Source organism: Streptomyces sp. NPDC008086 (assembly GCF_042957325.1).
GTDB lineage: Bacteria > Actinomycetota > Actinomycetes > Streptomycetales > Streptomycetaceae > Streptomyces.
The window spans coordinates 434,245-452,184 of sequence record NZ_JBIBIA010000004.1 but is presented as its reverse complement, the minus strand read 5'-3'; the positions used below and the strand labels follow the sequence as shown (position 1 = coordinate 452,184).

15 protein-coding genes are annotated in these 17,940 nt (G+C 70.9%); 14 read left to right on the top strand and 1 reads right to left on the bottom strand.

What is annotated here, in order from left to right:
- The first annotated feature begins 66 nt into the window (after positions 1–66).
- The 3 genes from ACFZBP_RS16300 to ACFZBP_RS16290 are packed head-to-tail and all read left to right on the top strand — an operon-like array spanning position 67 to position 2,650.
- The gene (locus ACFZBP_RS16300) at positions 67–600 is read left to right on the top strand and encodes a PadR family transcriptional regulator (protein WP_383451348.1); all 534 of its coding nucleotides are present in this window, start codon (positions 67–69) and stop codon (positions 598–600) included.
- Positions 597–1,295, top strand: a complete 699-nt coding sequence (locus tag ACFZBP_RS16295) for an ABC transporter ATP-binding protein (RefSeq protein WP_383451350.1) — start codon at positions 597–599, stop codon at positions 1,293–1,295. The genes ACFZBP_RS16300 and ACFZBP_RS16295 overlap by 4 nt, the downstream gene beginning before the upstream one ends.
- The gene (locus tag ACFZBP_RS16290; protein WP_391413639.1) at positions 1,292–2,650 is read left to right on the top strand and encodes an FtsX-like permease family protein; all 1,359 of its coding nucleotides are present in this window, start codon (positions 1,292–1,294) and stop codon (positions 2,648–2,650) included. The genes ACFZBP_RS16295 and ACFZBP_RS16290 overlap by 4 nt, the downstream gene beginning before the upstream one ends.
- Positions 2,651–3,026: 376 nt before the next feature.
- On the opposite strand, the gene ACFZBP_RS16285 is transcribed toward ACFZBP_RS16290, so the two are convergent.
- Complete coding sequence (locus ACFZBP_RS16285) at positions 3,027–3,563, bottom strand: HNH endonuclease (protein ID WP_217207240.1); 537 nt, start codon at positions 3,561–3,563, stop codon at positions 3,027–3,029.
- A 318-nt stretch (positions 3,564–3,881) separates the two neighbouring features.
- Between ACFZBP_RS16285 and ACFZBP_RS16280 the strand changes: the two genes are divergently transcribed.
- The 11 genes from ACFZBP_RS16280 (at position 3,882) to ACFZBP_RS16230 (ending at position 17,936) form a co-directional block, all read left to right on the top strand.
- Positions 3,882–4,976, top strand: coding sequence for a mechanosensitive ion channel family protein (locus tag ACFZBP_RS16280; protein ID WP_383451355.1), 1,095 nt, complete (start codon positions 3,882–3,884; stop codon positions 4,974–4,976).
- A 377-nt stretch (positions 4,977–5,353) separates the two neighbouring features.
- On the top strand, positions 5,354–6,601 hold the full coding sequence (locus tag ACFZBP_RS16275) for an MFS transporter (RefSeq protein ID WP_391413636.1): 1,248 nt from the start codon (positions 5,354–5,356) through the stop codon (positions 6,599–6,601).
- Between the two features lie 158 nt (positions 6,602–6,759).
- A complete protein-coding gene (locus tag ACFZBP_RS16270) occupies positions 6,760–7,971 on the top strand; it encodes an ROK family protein (RefSeq protein ID WP_391413634.1) in 1,212 nt (403 codons plus the stop codon).
- Between the two features lie 107 nt (positions 7,972–8,078).
- Positions 8,079–9,440: an extracellular solute-binding protein gene (locus tag ACFZBP_RS16265; protein WP_391413632.1), complete on the top strand. Its 1,362-nt coding sequence runs from the start codon at positions 8,079–8,081 to the stop codon at positions 9,438–9,440.
- Positions 9,441–9,447: 7 nt separating this feature from the next.
- A complete protein-coding gene (locus ACFZBP_RS16260) occupies positions 9,448–10,389 on the top strand; it encodes a carbohydrate ABC transporter permease (RefSeq protein WP_383451365.1) in 942 nt (313 codons plus the stop codon).
- A gap of 2 nt (positions 10,390–10,391) precedes the next feature.
- On the top strand, positions 10,392–11,282 hold the full coding sequence (locus tag ACFZBP_RS16255) for a carbohydrate ABC transporter permease (RefSeq protein ID WP_383451367.1): 891 nt from the start codon (positions 10,392–10,394) through the stop codon (positions 11,280–11,282).
- Between the two features lie 7 nt (positions 11,283–11,289).
- Positions 11,290–12,555: a 6-phospho-beta-glucosidase gene (locus ACFZBP_RS16250; protein WP_391413628.1), complete on the top strand. Its 1,266-nt coding sequence runs from the start codon at positions 11,290–11,292 to the stop codon at positions 12,553–12,555.
- Positions 12,552–13,517 carry an N-acetylglucosamine kinase gene (locus tag ACFZBP_RS16245; RefSeq protein ID WP_383451371.1) on the top strand — a complete coding sequence of 322 codons (966 nt, stop codon included), beginning with the start codon at positions 12,552–12,554 and terminating at the stop codon, positions 13,515–13,517. The genes ACFZBP_RS16250 and ACFZBP_RS16245 overlap by 4 nt, the downstream gene beginning before the upstream one ends.
- A 435-nt stretch (positions 13,518–13,952) precedes the next feature.
- Entirely contained in the window at positions 13,953–15,383 is a 1,431-nt protein-coding gene (locus ACFZBP_RS16240) for a hypothetical protein (protein WP_391413626.1), read from the top strand.
- 194 nt (positions 15,384–15,577) lie between these two features.
- Entirely contained in the window at positions 15,578–16,561 is a 984-nt protein-coding gene (locus tag ACFZBP_RS16235; protein WP_391414113.1) for a transporter substrate-binding domain-containing protein, read from the top strand.
- A 43-nt stretch (positions 16,562–16,604) separates the two neighbouring features.
- Complete coding sequence (locus ACFZBP_RS16230) at positions 16,605–17,936, top strand: hypothetical protein (protein ID WP_391413624.1); 1,332 nt, start codon at positions 16,605–16,607, stop codon at positions 17,934–17,936.
- Positions 17,937–17,940: the final 4 nt, after the last annotated feature.

The following is a 17,940-nucleotide window of genomic DNA, read 5'->3' as shown; positions in this document are numbered from 1 at the left end:
CTTCCGCCGGATCATTTTCCTGATCACTATTCACTCAGTACATGTACTCGGTTAATAATGATCGGCATGAGCACCCGCCACATCCTGTTGGGGCTGCTCGCCACGGGGCCGAGCCATGGCTATGACCTCAAGCGACGGCACGACGAACGCTTCCCTCAGGCCCGTCCGCTGGCCTACGGGCAGGTCTACACGACCTTGCAGCGCCTGGTCCGCGACGGACTCGCCGAGGTCGACGGCACCGACTCGGACGGCGGTCCGGAGCGGACCATGTACCGCTCGACCGAGCAGGGAGGGCGCGAACTGGCCGAGTGGGCCGGGCAGATCGCGCCGCCCGCGCCGTTCGTGACGAACGAGATCTTCGCCAAGGTCGTCGTGTCGATCCTGTCCGGCGGCGACCCCGAGGCCTATCTGCGCGCCCAGCGCGCCGCCCACATGACGCGGATGCGGGAGCTCACGGCGGTCAAGACCGCGCAGGGCACCGATCTCGCGACCGTGCTCTCGGCGGACTACGCCCTCAACCACCTCGACGCCGACCTCCGTTGGATGACGACCACGGCGGCCCGGCTCACCACCCTGACCGCGGAGGTCGACGCAGGATGAGCAATACAGGGGGAGGTACGGTGCCGCTGCTGGCGGCCCGTGACCTCGTCAAGGCGCACGGCAGGACCGAGGCCCTGCGCGGCGTCTCCGTCGAGCTGCGGGCGGGCGAGATCCTCGCGGTCACCGGCGCCAGCGGCAGCGGGAAGTCCACGCTGCTGCACTGCCTGGCCGGCATCGTCCGCCCGGACACCGGCTCGGTGACGTACGCCGGGGACCGGCTGGACCGACTGCCGGAGAAGCGGCTGAGCGAGCTGCGGCGTACGGAGTTCGGCGTGGTCTTCCAGTTCGGGCAGCTGATCCCCGAGCTGACGGCCCTGGACAACGTCGCCCTGCCGCTGCTGCTCGCCGGAGTCCGCCGGCCGGAGGCGCGGGAGCGGGCCGGCGAGTGGCTGGAGCGGTTCGGGGTGCGCGGGCAGGGGGAGCTGCGGCCCGGCGAGCTGAGCGGCGGCCAGGCACAGCGGGCGGCTCTGGCCCGGGCGCTGGTCACCGGCCCGAAGGTGGTCTTCGCCGACGAGCCGACCGGGGCGCTGGACTCGCTGGCGAGCGAGCAGGTGATGACGGCCCTGACGCACACGGCCCGCGAGTCGGGCACGGCGGTCCTGCTGATCACGCATGACGCCCAGGTGGCGGCGTACGCGGACCGCGAGGTGCGGCTGGCCGACGGGACCGTGGCGCCGCTGGAGGTGGCCGCGTGAGGGCCGATCTGCGGCTGGCATGGCAGCTGACGCGGGGGTCGGACCGGCGCGAGTGGTGGCGGGTCGGGCTCACCGCGGTCGGGGCGGCGCTCGCGACCGGGTTCGCGTTGGCGGGTGTCGCGCTGGCCTCGCTCGACGGCTATGCGCCCATGCCGTTCGCGGACGGCTTGCTGAACGACCCCCGCCAGCGCGCCGGGGTGGTTTTCAGCCTGGTGCTTCTGCTCATTCCGGTGCTCGGGTTCCTCGGCCAGACCGCGCGTATCGGCGCGGTCCACCGCGACCGGCGGCTCGCGGCGCTGCGACTGGCGGGGGCCACTCCCTGGCAGGTGCGCCGGATCGCGGGGCTGGAGGTGGGGATCGCCTGTCTGCTGGGCTCGGCGCTGGCCACCGCGGTCGCGGTGCCGGTACTGCTGTCCGTGTGGGCCGGTCCGACCGCGCTCGCCTGGGCGGGGATGACCCTGGTCGCGTCGGCGGTTCCGGTGCTGGGCGCGGCGACGGCCGCGCTGGCGCTGCGCCGGGTGGTGGCCTCACCGCTCGGCTGGGTGCGCCGGGTGCGGGCCGCCCGGCGTCCGGGGTGGGCGTTCCTGACGGCGGCCCTGCTGCTCGCCGCGTCGGCGGGGCTGGGCCTGCTGACCCCGCTGTTCGACAGGCCCCACGTCTTCTCCCCCGTCCCGCTGGTCGTCCTGGCCCTGACCCTGGTGGTCGGCACCGCGGCGGTGCTGCTGACGGGCTGGTCCTCGGGCCTGCTGGGCCGCGTCCTCGCCGCCCGGGCCCAGCGCCCGGCCCTGCTGATCGCGGCGGAACGGCTGCGCGACGACCCGTGGGCGGCGGCCCGCACGCACGGGGCCGTCCTGCTGGTGACGGTCCTCGGCACCGGTTTCGTGGGCGTACGGCAGGTGCTGCTCGCCGAACTGCACGCCATGAGCCGCGTGGGCCGCCTCGGCATGGACATGGAGTTCTATACGACGGGCCTCGACCTGACGGCGGCCGCGATCCTCGTCGCCCTCGGGCTCGTCCTGTCGGCTCTGGCTGTGGGCACCGCCGAGTCCCTGGCCGCCCGGCGCCGCGGTCTGGCGGCGCAGCACGCGGCCGGGGTGCCGCGCGGGGTGCTGGCCCGGTCGGTGTTCCTGGAGACCGCGGTCCCGCTGGCCCCGGCGGTCGCGGTGGCGGGCGCCGGCGGCATGGCGATCGGCGCCTGGTACGCGGCGCTCACCACGGAGTACGTGGTGCACGCCGTGCCGTACGTCTCTTTGCTGGTGCCGCTCGCGGTGTACGCCTGCTGCCTGCTGGCGGCGGCCACCTCGCTGCCGCTGCTGCACCGCTCGGTCCGGCCGGGGGAACTGCGGTACGCGTGAGAGCCGTGCCGCGGCTCATGTGAGAACGGCCGTGCGGGCACGCGACCGTCCGGCCCCGGGGGCACGGGGGACCCTCGGGGCCGGATGCCGCGGCCCCGCACGGTGCGCCGAACGGCGCCCTCGGGCCCGGAAGAGCGACGGTCCGGGCGGCGACTTCAGGCCCGGAAGAGCGGCGGGTCCGGGCGGGGACATCGGCCCATGGAACCCCGTGGGGACGCGTGCCGGCGCAGCTTCCCGACTGCGCCGGCATGTGTGCCGTCCGCCGCGCATCACCCCGTGCTCCCCGACCCTCCGGACGATCACGGCCCCGAGGAACCCACAGGCAACCCCCGCTCGACCGCCGGAGGCAGGACGCGGGTATGCGAAAGCCCGGACGTCAGGCGGAAATGCCGTCGATCCGGGCCATGGCGTCCTCCGCGCCGTAGGGCACCAAGTACGGCAACCAGCGCGGGTCCCTGTGCCCGGTCCCGATGATGCGCCAGGCGAGACCGGTGGGCGGAGCGGGTTTGTGGCGCAGCCGCCAGCCGATCTCGAAGAGATGTCGGTCGGCCTTCACGTGGTTGCAGCGGCGGCACGAGGCCACCACGTTGTCCCAGACGTGCTTGCCCCCGCGGCTGCGCGGAATGACATGGTCGACGCTGGTTGCGACGCCACCGCAGTACATGCACCGGCCCCCGTCGCGGGCGAAGAGCGCCCTACGAGTAAGAGGAACGGGCCCCCGATAGGGAACCCGGACGAATCGCTTGAGCCGGACCACGCTGGGTGCGGGGACTGTGACGGTTGCGCTGTGCATGAAGGCGCCGGACTCCTCGAGGCATACGGCCTTGTTCTCGAGGACGAGGACGAGCGCGCGGCGGAGCGGTACGACGCCGAGTGGCTCGTACGACGCGTTGAGGACCAGGACATGCGGCACGGATGCCTCCTTGGGCGTCGGCGGCGCGTGGCTCGCGCCGGGACGATCTGTAGTCAGTCTCCCCTCTTGCCTGGTGAAAGCGCCACCATGTCCCGGTAACGGGCTGGGAGTGTTTTCGACCACATCTGATTCATCCCCAGGACGACGAACTGTTCATCCCACCAGTTCATCCCCAGGTGGGCACCATTCCTCCCTCGAACTTGGCGCCGATCCACACACGATGCCCCGATAGTGTGGTGAGCCTGCCCTGCCGGTGACCTTTTCGTGACCTTGACCGCCTTCCGGTGGGGCGGACCGCTGCACCTGGAGGTACCTGCCGTGTCCTTGTCCGACGCCCTACTGGCCGCCGGTTCGACCCCGTCACCGACCCCGTCGGAGACGACGACCCCGGCGGTGCCCTCGCTCCAGGACGCCCACGAGAGCGCGACCCAGGCCGCGAGCTGGGTCGAGCAGAACTGGTCGACCTGGCTCGCGATCGGACTCAAGGTCCTGCTGATCCTGGTGATCGCGGCGGTGCTGAGAGTGGCGATCCGACGGGCGATCACCAAGCTCATAGACCGGATGAACCGCACCGCGCAGGCGGTGGACGGCACGGCGATCGGCGGCCTCCTGGTCAACGTCGAGCGCCGACGTCAGCGCTCCCAGGCGATCGGTTCGGTCCTGCGCTCGGTGGCCAGCTTCCTGATCATGGGCACGGCCGCCCTGATGGTCCTGTCAGCCTTCGACATCAACCTGGCCCCGCTGCTCGCCTCCGCCGGTGTCGCGGGCGTGGCCATCGGTTTCGGCGCCCGCAACCTGGTCACCGACTTCCTCTCCGGCGTCTTCATGATCCTGGAGGACCAGTACGGCGTCGGCGACTCGATCGACGCGGGCGTCGCCTCCGGCGAGGTCATCGAGGTCGGCCTGCGCGTGACGAAGCTGCGCGGCGACAACGGCGAGATCTGGTACGTCCGCAACGGTGAGGTCAAGCGCATCGGCAACCTCTCCCAGGGCTGGTCCACGGCCGGCGTCGACGTCACCGTCCGCTCCTCCGAGGACCTGGACAAGGTCAGGGCCACCATCGACGAGGTCGCCGAGAAGATGAGCAAGGAGGAGCCCTGGAACGAGCTCCTCTGGGGCCCGATCGAGGTCCTCGGCCTGGACAGCGTGCTGCTGGACTCCATGGTCGTACGGGTCTCGGCGAAGACGATGCCCGGCAAGTCCCTGACCGTGGAACGCGAGCTGCGCTGGCGCGTCAAGCGTGCCTTCGACGCCGCCGACATCCAGATCGTGGGCCGCGCTCCCCTCACGGTGGACGGCGAGCCCGTCGCGGACCCGACGGCGACCATCGCGGCCCCCTCGGCCTACGCCAACGCCTCCTCGCCCCAGGCCCAGGCGGCGACGCCGCTCACGCCGCCCAGCGTGACGAAGTAGGGGGAGCAGGGGCGAGCGGCGGGCACCGGTCCGCCGACGGCGGGCAGTCCGCTGGCCGGCTCGCTGTCGCCGGTGGAGACCCCCGGGAGAAGGCGACCACGCACTCGCCGTGCGGTACGGGCCGTGTCGCCCAGAAGACGGAGGACACGGCCGCGGCGATCACGGCGAGCGAGGCGAGGGCGAGCAGTGCTCGGCGACGGTCGCGTGTCATCCGCGCAGCCCAGCCAGGGGGCGCGGGTACGACCCTCTCACACCATCAGCACAACCAACAGTTGTGTAGCTCTGCCTCTCGGTTGTTTGATCAGGGCTTATCCCGCTGGATTGGATGACCTGGATCAACGGTCGGTTGTGCGGAGCCAGGGCGGGGCGGTGGGCGGGTGGCGGGCGATGGGCGGTCGTTGGGGCGGCGGTTCGGGTGGCTGTGGGCGGCGTACGCGATCAGTACGTTCGGGACGCGGCTGGCGTTCGACGCGTTCCCGCTGATCGCGGTTCTCGTGCTGCACGCCGGGGCGACCGAGGTGGCGCTGCTGGCGGCCTCGGGGCTCGCGGTGGGGGCGGCGATGGCGGTGCCGCTCGGGGCGTGGGTGGAGTTCCGCCGGAAGCGGCCGGTGATGGTCGGGGCGGATCTGATCCGGTGCGCGGCGCTGCTGAGCATCCCGGTCTCGTTCGCCCTGGGCGGGCTCGGACTCGGTCAGCTGCTGGTGGTGTCGGTGGTGGTGGCCGCCGCGGACATCACGTTCGGCGCGGCGAGCGGGGCGTATCTGAAGTCCCTCGTGCCGCCGGAGGACCTGCTCGTGGCCAACGGCCGTTTCGAGGCGACGACATGGACGGCCACCGCGCTCGGCCCACCGCTCGGCGGAGTGGCGGTCGGCGTGTTCGGCCCGATGGCGACGGTGCTGGCGGACGCGGTCAGCTATCTGCTGTCGGCGCTGGGGATCCGCGCGATCGATGGTAAGGAAGGGCAACAGACCGCGCAGCTCTCACCGGCCGCCGTCCGCCCAGGTCCGCGGATGAGCGACCTCCCGGCGGGCTGGCGGCACATCCTCACCCACCCCACCCTGCGCCCGTTGTTCCTCAACACCCTCGCCGTCAACGCCCTGATCATGGCGCCGGCCCCTCTGCTCTCCGTCCTCATGCTCGGCCAACTCGGCTTCACCCCCTGGCAGTACGGTCTCGCCTTCGCCGTGCCATGCCTGGGCGGCCTGCTGGGCTCACGTCTGTCCCGGCCCCTGGTCGCCCGCTACGGCAGGCGCCGCGTCCTGCTCACCACGGGCACCCTGCGCGCCTGCTGGCCGGTCGGTCTGGCCTTCGTCGGCCCGGGCACGTCGGGCCTGCTCCTGGTCATGGCCGTCGAGTTCGGCCTGATCACCTGCATGGGCGTCTTCACCCCGGTCCTGGCCACCACCCGCCTGGAGCGGACCCCGCCGGACCGGACCACGCGCACCCTGTCGGCCTGGTCGATCACGAGCAGGACGGCGACCGCGGCCGTGACGGCGCTGTGGGGTCTGCTGGCGGCACTGACCGGTCCGCGCACCGCCATCGCCCTGGCCGGCGTCCTGTTGCTGGCGACGCCGCTGCTGCTCCCCCGCGACGAGAGGGTGCCCCGGCACAGCGCCGGCGAGTAACGACTGGATTGCTGGTGTAGACCACTCTTGACGCCGCCTTCCGTTCGGGTCTACGTTCCTCGGCATCGAGATAGGAAAGTTTCCTAACAGTGATCCTGGATGGACTTCCGTCGTAGATCGCTGAGAAGCTGGTCAGCCGAGAGGCAGGTGTCGATCCCATGGCAGGAACCGCCGGTACGCCGGGCACCCCGCGCGTCCTGCGCGCCATGAACGACCGTGCCGCCCTGGACCTCCTCCTGGAGCACGGGCAGCTGTCCCGCACGCGGATCGGCAAGCTCACCGGCCTGTCCAAGCCGACCGCCTCCCAGCTGCTGGCCCGCCTGGAGGCCGCCGGCCTCGCCCTGGCGACCGGCACCACGGAGGGCCGCCCCGGACCCGGCGCCCAGTTGTACGAGGTCAATCCGACCGCCGCGTACGCCGCCGGGCTCGACGTGACGCCGGAACGCATCCTCGCCGCCGTGGCCGACATCACCGGCCGCACGGTCGGGTCGTACGAACTGCCCACCCCCGGCAGGCGCCCCGCCCAGCCCGTGGTCCGGCAGGTCACCGACGCCCTCGACGGCGCGGTGAAGGCGGCGGGCCTCGCCCGCGACGACGTCCACCGGCTCGTCATCGGCACCCCCGGCGCCTTCGACCCCAACACGGGCCGGCTGCGCTACGCCTCCCACCTCCCCGGCTGGCACATCTCCGCGCTCCTCGACGAACTCGCCGCGGCCCTGCCGATGCCGGTCGAGTACGAGAACGACGTCAACCTCGTGGCGGTGGCCGAGCAGCGGCTCGGTGCGGCCCGCGGTCACGAGGACTTCGTGCTGCTGTGGAACGAGGGCGGCCTCGGCGCCGCCCTGGTCCTCGGCGGTCGGCTGCACCGCGGCTGGACCGGCGGCGCGGGCGAGGTAGGTTTCCTGCCGGTTCCCGGCACCCCGCTGGTCCGGCAGGTCACCAAAGCCAACAGTGGCGGCTACCAGGAGCTGGCCGGCTCCCAGGCGATCCCCCGGCTCGCCCGCGAACTCGGCATGTCGAACATCCCGTCGACGCCGTACGCCGAGGCCGCCGCCACCCTCGTCGAACGAGCCGTCGGCGAGGACACCGTCCTGCACCGGCTGCTCCTGCAGACCTACGCGACGCGACTGGCCACCGGTCTCGCCTCCCTGGTCTCCGTCCTCGACCCCGAACTGGTCGTCCTCAGCGGCGCCTCCCTCACCTCCGGCGGCGAGGTACTGCGCGCCCTCGTCCAGGACGAGCTGGAGGAGCTGGCGGCGGCCCGCCCCCGGCTCGTCGTGGGCGACGTCCGTGAACACCCCGTACTGCGGGGCGCGTTGGAGAGCGCGCTCGCGACGACACGCGACGAGGTCTTCGACACCGGCCGCTGACCGGCCGAAGACCTCCCCCCGTCCCCGCCTCAACCCCTCAGCCAACCCCTCACCTCTCCACAGCTCCCTTCCTCACCCACCCCGTCCCGCCCTTGGGAGACCTCGCCATGCCCAAAAAGTCCTGGAACGTCATACCCTCACCGTCCCGCAGGACAGCCGCCGCCTTCGCGGCCTGCGCCTCCCTGGCCCTCCTCGCCACGGCCTGTACCGGCCAGTCCGAGTCCGCCGCCACCGATGACCCCAACGCGAAGACGACGATCACCTTCTGGCACGGCTGGAGCGCGCCCGCCGAGGCGAAGGCGATCCAGGCGAACGTCGACGCGTTCGAGAAGGCCCACCCGAACATCACGGTGAAGGTCGTCGGCAACATCAACGACGACAAGCTCAACCAGGCGCTGCGCGCGGGCGGTTCGAACGGGCCGGACGTGGTGTCGTCGTTCACGACCTCCAACATCGGCAAGTTCTGCTCCTCCGGCGCCTTCCTCGACCTGAAGCCGTTCATCGAGAAGTCCGGGCTGGACCTCGACAAGCTCATCCCGAAGCCGATGCTGGACTACACCCAGTTCGAGGGCACCCGCTGCGCCCTGCCGCTGCTCGGCGACGCCTACGGCCTCTACTACAACAAGGACGCCTTCGAGAAGGCGGGCATCAAGTCCCCGCCGAAGACCTGGTCGGAGTTCGCGAAGGACGCCAAGAAGCTCACCGTCAGCAAGGGTGACGGTTACCAGCAGCTCGGCTTCATGCCGACGTACCACGGCTACGAGACGGTCGTGGACCACTACATGTCCCAGTGGGACCACGCCTACTTCGACCAGGACGGCAAGTCCAACATCGCCAAGGACCCGGCCTTCGCCGAGATGTTCACGTACCAGAAGAAGCTGATCGACGACCTGGGCGGCTTCTCGAAGCTGGAGAAGTACCGCAACACCTTCGGTGACGAGTGGGGCGCCAAGCACCCCTTCCAGACCGGCCAGGTGGCCATGCAGCTCGACGGCGAGTGGCGCCTGGGCATGGCCCGGCAGGCCGGCGTCGACTTCGAGATCGGCACCGCCCCGATGCCCGTCGCCGACGACGAGGTGGACGAGTACGGCAAGGGCTTCCTCTCCGGCACGATCATCGGCATCGCCCCGCAGAGCGAGAAGCAGAACGCCGCATGGGAACTGGTGAAGTACCTGACCACCGACACCGAGGCCGTCGTCTCCTTCGCCAACGCCATCCACAACGTTCCTTCCACCTTCGCGGCGCTGAAGTCGCCGGACCTGAAGGTGGACGAGGGCTTCCAGACGTTCCTCGACATCGCCCGGAACCCGCACTCGAACACGCCGCCGGCCTCCGTCAACGGCTCGACGTACCAGACGACGCTGCAGGACTTCGGCTACCAGTACGAGTCCGGCAAGGTGAAGGACCTGAAGGCGGGCCTGGAGAAGACCGCCGCGCAGATCGACACCGACATCGAGCAGGCGAAGTAGCGCCCGGATGTCCACGCACACTCTCCGCGCGAAGCGCCGCAGGTCGGCGCTTCGAACGGTGGCCTTCCTGTCACCGTGGCTCATCGGTTTCGGCGTCTTCTTCGCCTACCCCCTGGTGTCCACCGTGTACTTCTCCCTGATGAAGTACGACGGCTTCGGCACCCCGGTCTTCCGCGGCCTGGGCAACTGGTCGTACGTCTTCAGCGACTACCCGCTGTTCTGGCCGGCCCTGCGCAACACGCTCTGGCTCGTCCTGGTGATGGTGACCTGCCGGGTCGTCTTCGGCCTCGGCATAGGCCTGCTGATCACCAGGATCAAGACGGGTACGGGTGTCTTCCGCACTCTCTTCTACCTGCCGTACCTGGCCCCGCCGGTGGCCGCCACCCTGGCCTTCGTCTTCCTCCTCAACCCCGGCACCGGCCCGGTCAACTCGGTCCTCGACGCCCTGGGCCTGCCGACGCCCGGCTGGTTCACGGACCCCACCTGGTCCAAGCCGGCCCTCACCGCACTCGCGCTGTGGGGCGTGGGCGACCTCATGGTCATCTTCATGGCCGCGCTGCTCGACGTGCCGAAGGAGCAGTACGAGGCGGCGGAGCTGGACGGCACGACGGCCTGGCAGCGCTTCCGTTACGTCACGCTCCCCAACATCTCACCGATCGTGATGTTCGCGGTCGTCACGGGCGTGATCCAGACGATGCAGTACTACACACAGCCCCTGGTGGCCGGAAAGGTCGCCTCCGGCATCATCGGCGGCTCCGGCCAGCAGTTCGAGCCCGGCTACCCGGACAAGTCGACCCTGACCCTCCCTCAACTCGTGTACAACCTCGGCTTCCAGCGCTTCGACTACGGCTCGGCCTGTGTGGTCGCGCTCGTGCTCTTCGCCCTCGCCATGGCGTTCACCGCGCTGCTGATGCGGCGCCGGGGCGGACTCATCCAGGCAGGTGACTGACCATGACCCAAGTGCTGGACAAACCGGTTCAGTTGGCAAACCCGACAGTCGCCGAACGCACGGCCCGCCGCAGGGCCCTCCTGGAATGGATAGCGATCCACTCCCTCGGCGTCGCGGCCGCGCTCTTCTTCACCCTGCCCTTCGTCTTCGTGGTCCTGACCTCGCTGATGAGCGACCAGCAGGCGCTCACCCGCGACCTGCTCCCGGACACCTGGGAGTGGGGCAACTACACCAAGGTCTTCGACACCCCGGGCTTCCTGACCTGGTGGAAGAACACGCTGATCTACGCGGGCCTGGGCACACTCCTCACCGTGGTGTCCTCCGTCCCCGTGGCCTACGCCCTCGCCAAGTTCCGCTTCCGCGGCCGGAACCTGTCCCTGATGCTGGTCATCTCGATGATGATGCTGCCGCCGCAGGTCGTCATCATCCCGATGTACCTGTTCTGGGCGAAGCAACTGGACCTCTCGGGAACCCTCTGGCCCCTGATCATCCCGATGGCGTTCGGGGACGCGTTCTCGATCTTCCTTCTGCGCCAGTTCCTGACGACGATCCCGAACGAGTACCTGGACGCGGCAAGGGTGGACGGCTGCGGCGAATTCCGCACCCTCGTCCGAGTGGTCCTCCCCATGGCGAAACCGGGCATAGCCGCAGTGGCCCTCTTCCAGTTCTTCTACGCGTGGAACGACTACTTCGGCCCCCAGATCTACGCGTCCGAGAACCCGGGCGCCTGGACGCTGTCCTACGGCCTGGAGTCGTTCAAGGGCGCACACCACACCGACTGGAACCTCACCATGGCCGCCACGGTCCTCGTGATGGCCCCCGTGATCCTCGTGTTCTTCTTCGCCCAGAAGGCGTTCGTAGAGGGCGTCACGCTCACCGGAGTAAAGGGTTGAACCGCATATGAAACTCACCGTGGTCGGCGGAGGCTCGACCTACACCCCCGAACTCATCGACGGCTTCGCCCGCCTGCGCGACACCCTGCCGATAGACGAACTGGTCCTGATGGACCCGGCGACGGACCGTCTCGAACTGATCGGCGCCCTGGCCCGCCGCATCTTCACCCGCCAGGCCCACAACGGCACGATCACCACCACGACAGACCTGGACGCGGCGGTCGAGGGCGCCGACGCGGTTCTCCTCCAACTCCGCGTGGGCGGCCAGGCGGCCCGCGAACAGGACGAGACCTGGCCCCTGGACTGCGGCTGCGTCGGCCAGGAGACCACGGGCGCGGGCGGCCTCGCGAAGGCGCTGCGCACCGTCCCCGTCGTCCTCGGCATCGCGGACCGCGTCCGCCGCGCCAACCCCACCGCCTGGATCATCGACTTCACCAATCCGGTCGGCATCGTGACCCGCGCCCTGCTCCAGGAGGGCCACAGGGCGGTGGGCCTGTGCAACGTGGCGATCGGCTTCCAGCGGAGGTTCGCGACGCTGCTCGACCTGCCGGCCTCCCGGATCCACCTGGACCACGTGGGCCTCAACCATCTCACCTGGGAGACCGGGGTACGTCTGGACGGCCCCGAGGGCGAGAACGTCCTACCGCGGCTCCTGACCGACCACGGCGACAGGATCGCCGCGGACCTGCACCTCCCCGCCACGCTCCTGGACGGCCTCGGGGTGGTCCCGTCGTACTACCTGCGCTACTACTACGCACACGACGAGGTGGTACGGGAACTCCGCACGAAACCCTCCCGGGCGGCGGAAGTGGCCGAAATGGAACGCCAGTTGCTGTCCCTCTACGCCGACCCGGCCCTGGACGAGAAGCCCGCCCTGCTGGCCAAACGAGGCGGCGCCTACTACTCGGAGGCAGCCGTGGACCTGGCGGCGGCCCTGCTGAACGGCGCGGGCAGCCCGTACCAGGTGGTGAACACCCACAACAACGGCACACTCCCCTTCCTCCCCGACGACGCCGTGATCGAAGTACAGGCGGCCGTGGGCGAAAAGGGCCCGAAGCCCCTCCCCGTCGCCCCCGTGGACCCCCTCTACGCGGGCCTCATGGCCCAGGTGACGGCCTACGAGGACCTGGCCCTGCGCGCGGCCCTGCACGGCGGCCGCGACCGGGTCTTCAAGGCCCTCCTCTCCCACCCCCTGATCGGCCAGTACGAGTACGCCGAGACCCTCACCGACCAACTGATCGCACACAACCGGGAGCACCTCGCGTGGGCATGACCGCACGTGTCCTCGCCGTAGACGCGGGCAACAGCAAGACCGACGTGGCGGTGGTGGCGGCCGACGGCACCGTCCTGGCCACGGCCCGCGGCGGCGGGTTCCGGCCACCGACGGTAGGGGTGGAACGGGCGGTCGACAGCCTCGCCGAAACCGTGCGGGAGGCGTACGCCGCAGCGGGCGTGACCTCGGCCGACCACGTGTCCGCCTGCCTGGCCAACGCCGACTTCCCCGTGGAGGAGGAACAGTTGGCGGCGGCGCTGCACGCGCGCGCGTGGGGCACGACCGTCGACGTCCGCAACGACACCTTCGCGATCCTGCGCGCCGGTGTCACCGAACCCCGTGGTGTCGCCGTCGTCTGCGGCGCCGGCATCAACTGCGTCGGCATGCGCCCCGACGGCCGTACGGCCCGCTTCCCCGCGCTGGGCCGCATCTCCGGTGACTGGGGTGGTGGCTGGGGCCTGGCGGAGGAGGCCCTGTGGCACGCGGCCCGCGCGGAGGACGGCCGCGGAGCGCCGACCGCCCTCGCCCAGACCCTCCCTTCGCACTTCGGCCTCCCCACCATGTACGCCCTGATCGAGGCCCTGCACCTCGAACACATCCCACCCACCCGTCGCCACGAGCTGACCCCGGTCCTCTTCACCACGGCGGCCTCCGGCGACGCCGTCGCCCGTGGCCTCGTCGACCGCCTGGCCGACGAAGTGGTCACCATGGCCACGGTCGCCCTGACCCGACTGGACCTCCTCGCGGAGGAGGCACCGGTCCTGCTGGGCGGAAGCGTGCTGGCTGCCCGGCACTCCCGACTGATCGACGGCATCCGCGAACTACTGGCCTCCCGCGCGCCCAAGGCAGTACCGGACGTGGTCACGGCGAGCCCCGTACTCGGGGCGGCCCTCCTGGGCCTGGACGCCGTAGAAGCCCCACCCCGGGCCCACACCCGCCTCCGCCAACACTTCACCCCCTGACCAGCCTTCCTCCGCCCCCGCCGCCCCTACCCGTCCCATCCCCAGGGGCTCCGCCCCTTCCACCCCACCAGGGGGCTCCGCCCCCCTGGCCCCCCATCGGCCCGAAGGGCCTCGTCCTCAAACGCCGGACGGGCTGAAAGATCCGACCACCCACCAGAGGGACCGCGCTACGCGAGCCCCCACCCGACACCAGCGGGCCGCCGCGGGCATCCCACCCCGAACCTGGAACCGAACAGATTCCCCGGGCGTATTCATGGGCAGGGGGCTCCTGCACACCGTGCCGCGGTATCCGGAATTTCGGGATCCGCACTGCGATCCGATCAAGATCCAGCCAAGCCCGGTGCGGATGTCAGTCCCGGCAGCGATACTTGCGGCGACGGATGACCATGGGGGAGGTCAGCAGTGACACAGACGCCGAAGCCCAGCGTACCCACCATGCCATCCGTACCACCTCAGCCCGCACCCACACCCACGCCCCCACCTACGCCCGCACCCACACCCTCGCCCCCCACCAACGCCCGCCCGTCCCCTCCCCCCACACCCCCACGCCGCACCGCCTTCGCCGAGGGCTTCGACCAGCTCCGCGCGGCCGCCACCACCGAACCCGGCCGCCTCCGCATCATCGGCGCCCTCCTCGCCGCCCTGGTCGTCGCGTTCGGCGCCGTAACCGCCTGGCAGATGACCGACAGGTCCTCCGCCGCGAACGACGTCGTCAACCGCAGCCAGCCCCTCAGCTCCGACGCGGCCGACATCTACCGCTCCCTCGCCGACGCCAACACCGCGGCGGCCAGCGGCTACCTGGCCGGCCTCCAGGAGAAGCCCACGATGCGCGAGGGCTACGAGAAGGACATCCGCACCGCCGCCGAGAAGCTCGTCAAGGCCGCCGCCAACTCCGAACCGGGCTCCACCTCGGCGAACACGATCGCCGATCTGAGCAGACTGCTCCCGCAGTACAAGGGCCTGGTCGAGACGGCCAGGGCCAACAACCGCCAGGGCTACCCCGTCGGCGGCGCCTACCTCCGCGCGGCCAACGAGATGATGCAGCAGAACATGCTGCCCAAGGCCGAGAAGCTCTACCAGACAGAAAACCAGCGCCTGCGCGACGACTACGCGGACGCGAAGTCCTTCCCCTGGGCGGCCGCAGGCCTCGGCATCATCGCCCTGGCCGCCCTCGCCTGGGCCCAGCAGCGCAACTACCGGCGCACGAACAGGGTCCTGAACCACGGTCTGGTCACCGCCACGGCGACCTCCGTGGTGATCCTGCTCTGGCTCACCGTCTCCCACACCGTCGCCCGCGCGGGCCTGAACGACTCCTACGACCACGGCGTCCGCTCCATGGACGTACTGCACCAGGCCCGTATCGCCTCCCTCACCGCCCGCAGCGACGAGAACCTGACCCTGGTCCGCCGCGGCGCGGACACCAGGCCGGTCGCCGGCGGCAAGGTCGTGGACGCCTACGAGTGGGGCTACGACCAGCAGATCGACCAGCTGGGCAAGGCCCTGAACCGAGCCGAGGACCTCGCGGACGACGCGGCGGGCAAGAAGCCCGTACAGGACGCGAACAGTTTCATGAAGGTCTGGAAGGACCGCCACGGCATCGCCCGCGACGACAACAACTCCGGCAACTACCAGGCGGCCCGGGACCGAGTGATCGGCGCCGCGAAGGAGCCGACGAGCGTGTGCTTCGACAACGTCGACAAGGCGCTGGCGACCGCGCTGACGCATGAGCGCAACGAGTTCGAGCAGGCGGCGAACGACGGCCGTGGCTCGCTGACCGGCCTCCCGACCGGCGCCGCGGTGCTCGCGGTGCTGGGCGCGGCCGGCGCGGTCCTGGGCATCGGCCGCAGGCTGTCGGAGTACCGGTGAGAGGGGGCGAGACGATGAACGCACGCAATACCACGAACCCACACGGGACGCTCAGCGCAGGCCCGCACCCGGCCCACGGCCTCCCCCACGACCACACCCAACCGCACGCCCGCCCCCACACCACCCCCACCCCGGCCCCGCCCCCCTGGCACCGCCTCCGCACAACCCTCCGCGGCTGGGGCGGAGTCGCCGCGATGGCGACCGTATGCGCCCTGGCGCTCACCGTCGCCCTGCTCCTCCCCCTCACCCAGCCGCCGACCCGCGACACCGACACGGCCACGGCGGGCCAGGGCGTGACCCGGGTGACCCAGGCGAAGGCGGAGGACTGCGAGAACCCCCAGGACCAGAGCCTCTCCCCGTCCGGCGGCAGCGGCGACGGCACCCCGACCGTGGACGCCATCAAGGCCCGCGAGGACCGCCGTCTGATCGTCGGCGTGGACACCAACAGCTACCGCTGGGGCTACCTCGACCCGAACAACCCCTCCGGTGAGCTGGAGGGTTTCGACATCGACCTGGTCCACCGCATCGCCGGGGACATACTCGGCGACCGCGACGCGGTGCAGTTCAAGGCGATCCCGACCAGCCGCCGCGTCGAGGCGATCCAGAAGGGCGAGGTCGACATGGTGGTCCGCACCATGACGATCAACTGCAGCCGTCTCAAGGATGTCGCCTTCTCCGCCCCGTACTTCGTCACCGGCCAGCAGGTCCTGGCGCCCAAGATGTCGGCGATCACCGGCTACGACAAGTCGCTGGCCGGCAAGAAGGTCTGCTCTGCGAAGGGCTCCACGGCGTACGACAACCTGGAAGAGGGCAGGAAGAACGGCGACCTCCCGGACTCCACCGACATCAGGACCACCGTCCCCAACCAGCTCGACTGCCTGGTGAAGTTGCAGCTCGGCGAGGTCGACGCGGTCGTGACGGACGGCGCCCTGGCCGCCAGCCAGGCCGCCCAGGACCCGGCGGTGGAACTGAAGGGCGGTCTGTTCACGGACGAGTACTACGGCGTGGCGATGAAGCGGGGCTCCGACGATCTGGTACGCCAGGTCAACCGGACCCTGGAGAACTACATCGAGGACGGCGGTTGGAAGGCGTCGTACGAGAAGTGGCTGCACCCGACGATGGACCAGGGTGACAAGGAGTCGGCGTCGGCCACCCCTCCGGAGGCCCGCTACAAGTGACCGGCCGTCAACTGGCAGAACACGACTGAGCGAGAGGTGATCGATGGGCGTCACGGACCCCGCCGGGCCGGTGATGGACCGGGACGAGGTGGACCGTGCGCTGGCGCGGCTCGGCCAGGAGCACGAGGCGATCGAGACCTCGCTCCTCGCCCTCCAGGACCACGCGGGCCGCAGACTCCTCGAAGGCGCCGAGCTCACGGGCATCACCAAGGAGCGCTGGACGACCGCGGAGGCGTCGATCACGCTGCTGTGGGCGTACTTCGACGCGTACACGGACGCGTTGCGCTCGGCCCGCGAGATCCGCTCGCGCCGCCGCTGGTCCAGCCGCGACGACCTGGTGGAGCTGACGGAGCTGCTGCGCGGCGAGTCGGTGACCGTCGCCGGCTCCGCGACGGCCACCGCCAACGCCCCGACGCTGCACGGCGGTTCGGGCAAGCTCAGCGAACAGTTCACACTGGTCACGCTGGTGGACCGGATGAACGAGCTGTACGCGACGTCGCTGGACATGGTGGTCGCCGCCGACGCGGTCTGGTCCGCGCTGCCCGCCCGTATCGATTTACTCGCCGCCGAACTCCAGCGCACCCGCCGCCTCGCGCACTCCGTCGGGGTACGCCCCGGGGAGCACCCGGCGGGCGACGACCTGGAGCGCATCACGCGCACGCTGACCAACCTGCGCTCCGAGGTGGTGTCCGACCCGCTCGCGTACTGGGTTCCCACGCAGGGGAGTTCGGCGCCGGGCGGCGGCCGGCCGGACACCACGGTGTACGACCGTGAGGCGCGCGCGCTGGAGGACGTACGCCGTGAGATCGACGCGGTGTTGACGGTCCGTCAGGATGCCGAGCAGCGGCTGGTCAAGCTGCGGGACGTGCTGTCCCGCGCGGACCGTACGCTCGCCGAGGCCCGCACCGCGCGCGGCGAGGTGCTGGCGAAGATCGCCGCCACGGAGGTGCCGGTGGTCAGCGGTCCGCCGACCGTGCTGCAGGAGCAGCTGGCGACTGCCGCCGAGTACCGCAGACACGCCCAGTGGCACCGTCTGTCGCCGCTCCTGGAGTCCCTGGAGCAGAGGGCGGAGGACGAACTGCTGCGCGCCCGTGAGTCGTTGACGGCGGTCACCGCGCCCCTGGCGGTCCGCGCCGAGCTGCGCGGCCGCCTCGACGCGTACAAGGCGAAGGTGGCCCGGCACGGCCTCGCGGAGGACCCGTTCCTCATCGAGCGGTACGACGCGGCCCGGCGCATGCTGTGGAGCGCGCCGTGCGACCTGCGCGTCGCCGAGCAGGCCGTGCTGCGCTACCAGCAGGCGGCCGCCGAACTGCTCGGCGGCCCGCGCGTCCCGGGCCCGCGTGAGCCCGAGGACCGTGGAGGGCGGGGGACATGAGGGT

Excerpts from the sequence above, each read along its gene's own strand:
- ACFZBP_RS16300 (WP_383451348.1), top strand. The coding sequence starts at position 67 with ATGAGCACCCGCCACATCCTGTTGGGGCTGCTCGCCACGGGGCCGAGC.
- ACFZBP_RS16295 (WP_383451350.1), top strand. The coding sequence starts at position 597 with ATGAGCAATACAGGGGGAGGTACGGTGCCGCTGCTGGCGGCCCGTGAC.
- ACFZBP_RS16270 (WP_391413634.1), top strand. The coding sequence starts at position 6,760 with ATGGCAGGAACCGCCGGTACGCCGGGCACCCCGCGCGTCCTGCGCGCC.
- ACFZBP_RS16265 (WP_391413632.1), top strand. The coding sequence starts at position 8,079 with ATGCCCAAAAAGTCCTGGAACGTCATACCCTCACCGTCCCGCAGGACA.
- ACFZBP_RS16260 (WP_383451365.1), top strand. The coding sequence starts at position 9,448 with ATGTCCACGCACACTCTCCGCGCGAAGCGCCGCAGGTCGGCGCTTCGA.
- ACFZBP_RS16255 (WP_383451367.1), top strand. The coding sequence starts at position 10,392 with ATGACCCAAGTGCTGGACAAACCGGTTCAGTTGGCAAACCCGACAGTC.
- ACFZBP_RS16250 (WP_391413628.1), top strand. The coding sequence starts at position 11,290 with ATGAAACTCACCGTGGTCGGCGGAGGCTCGACCTACACCCCCGAACTC.
- ACFZBP_RS16245 (WP_383451371.1), top strand. The coding sequence starts at position 12,552 with ATGACCGCACGTGTCCTCGCCGTAGACGCGGGCAACAGCAAGACCGAC.
- ACFZBP_RS16240 (WP_391413626.1), top strand. The coding sequence starts at position 13,953 with ATGCCATCCGTACCACCTCAGCCCGCACCCACACCCACGCCCCCACCT.
- ACFZBP_RS16235 (WP_391414113.1), top strand. The coding sequence starts at position 15,578 with ATGGCGACCGTATGCGCCCTGGCGCTCACCGTCGCCCTGCTCCTCCCC.
- ACFZBP_RS16230 (WP_391413624.1), top strand. The coding sequence starts at position 16,605 with ATGGGCGTCACGGACCCCGCCGGGCCGGTGATGGACCGGGACGAGGTG.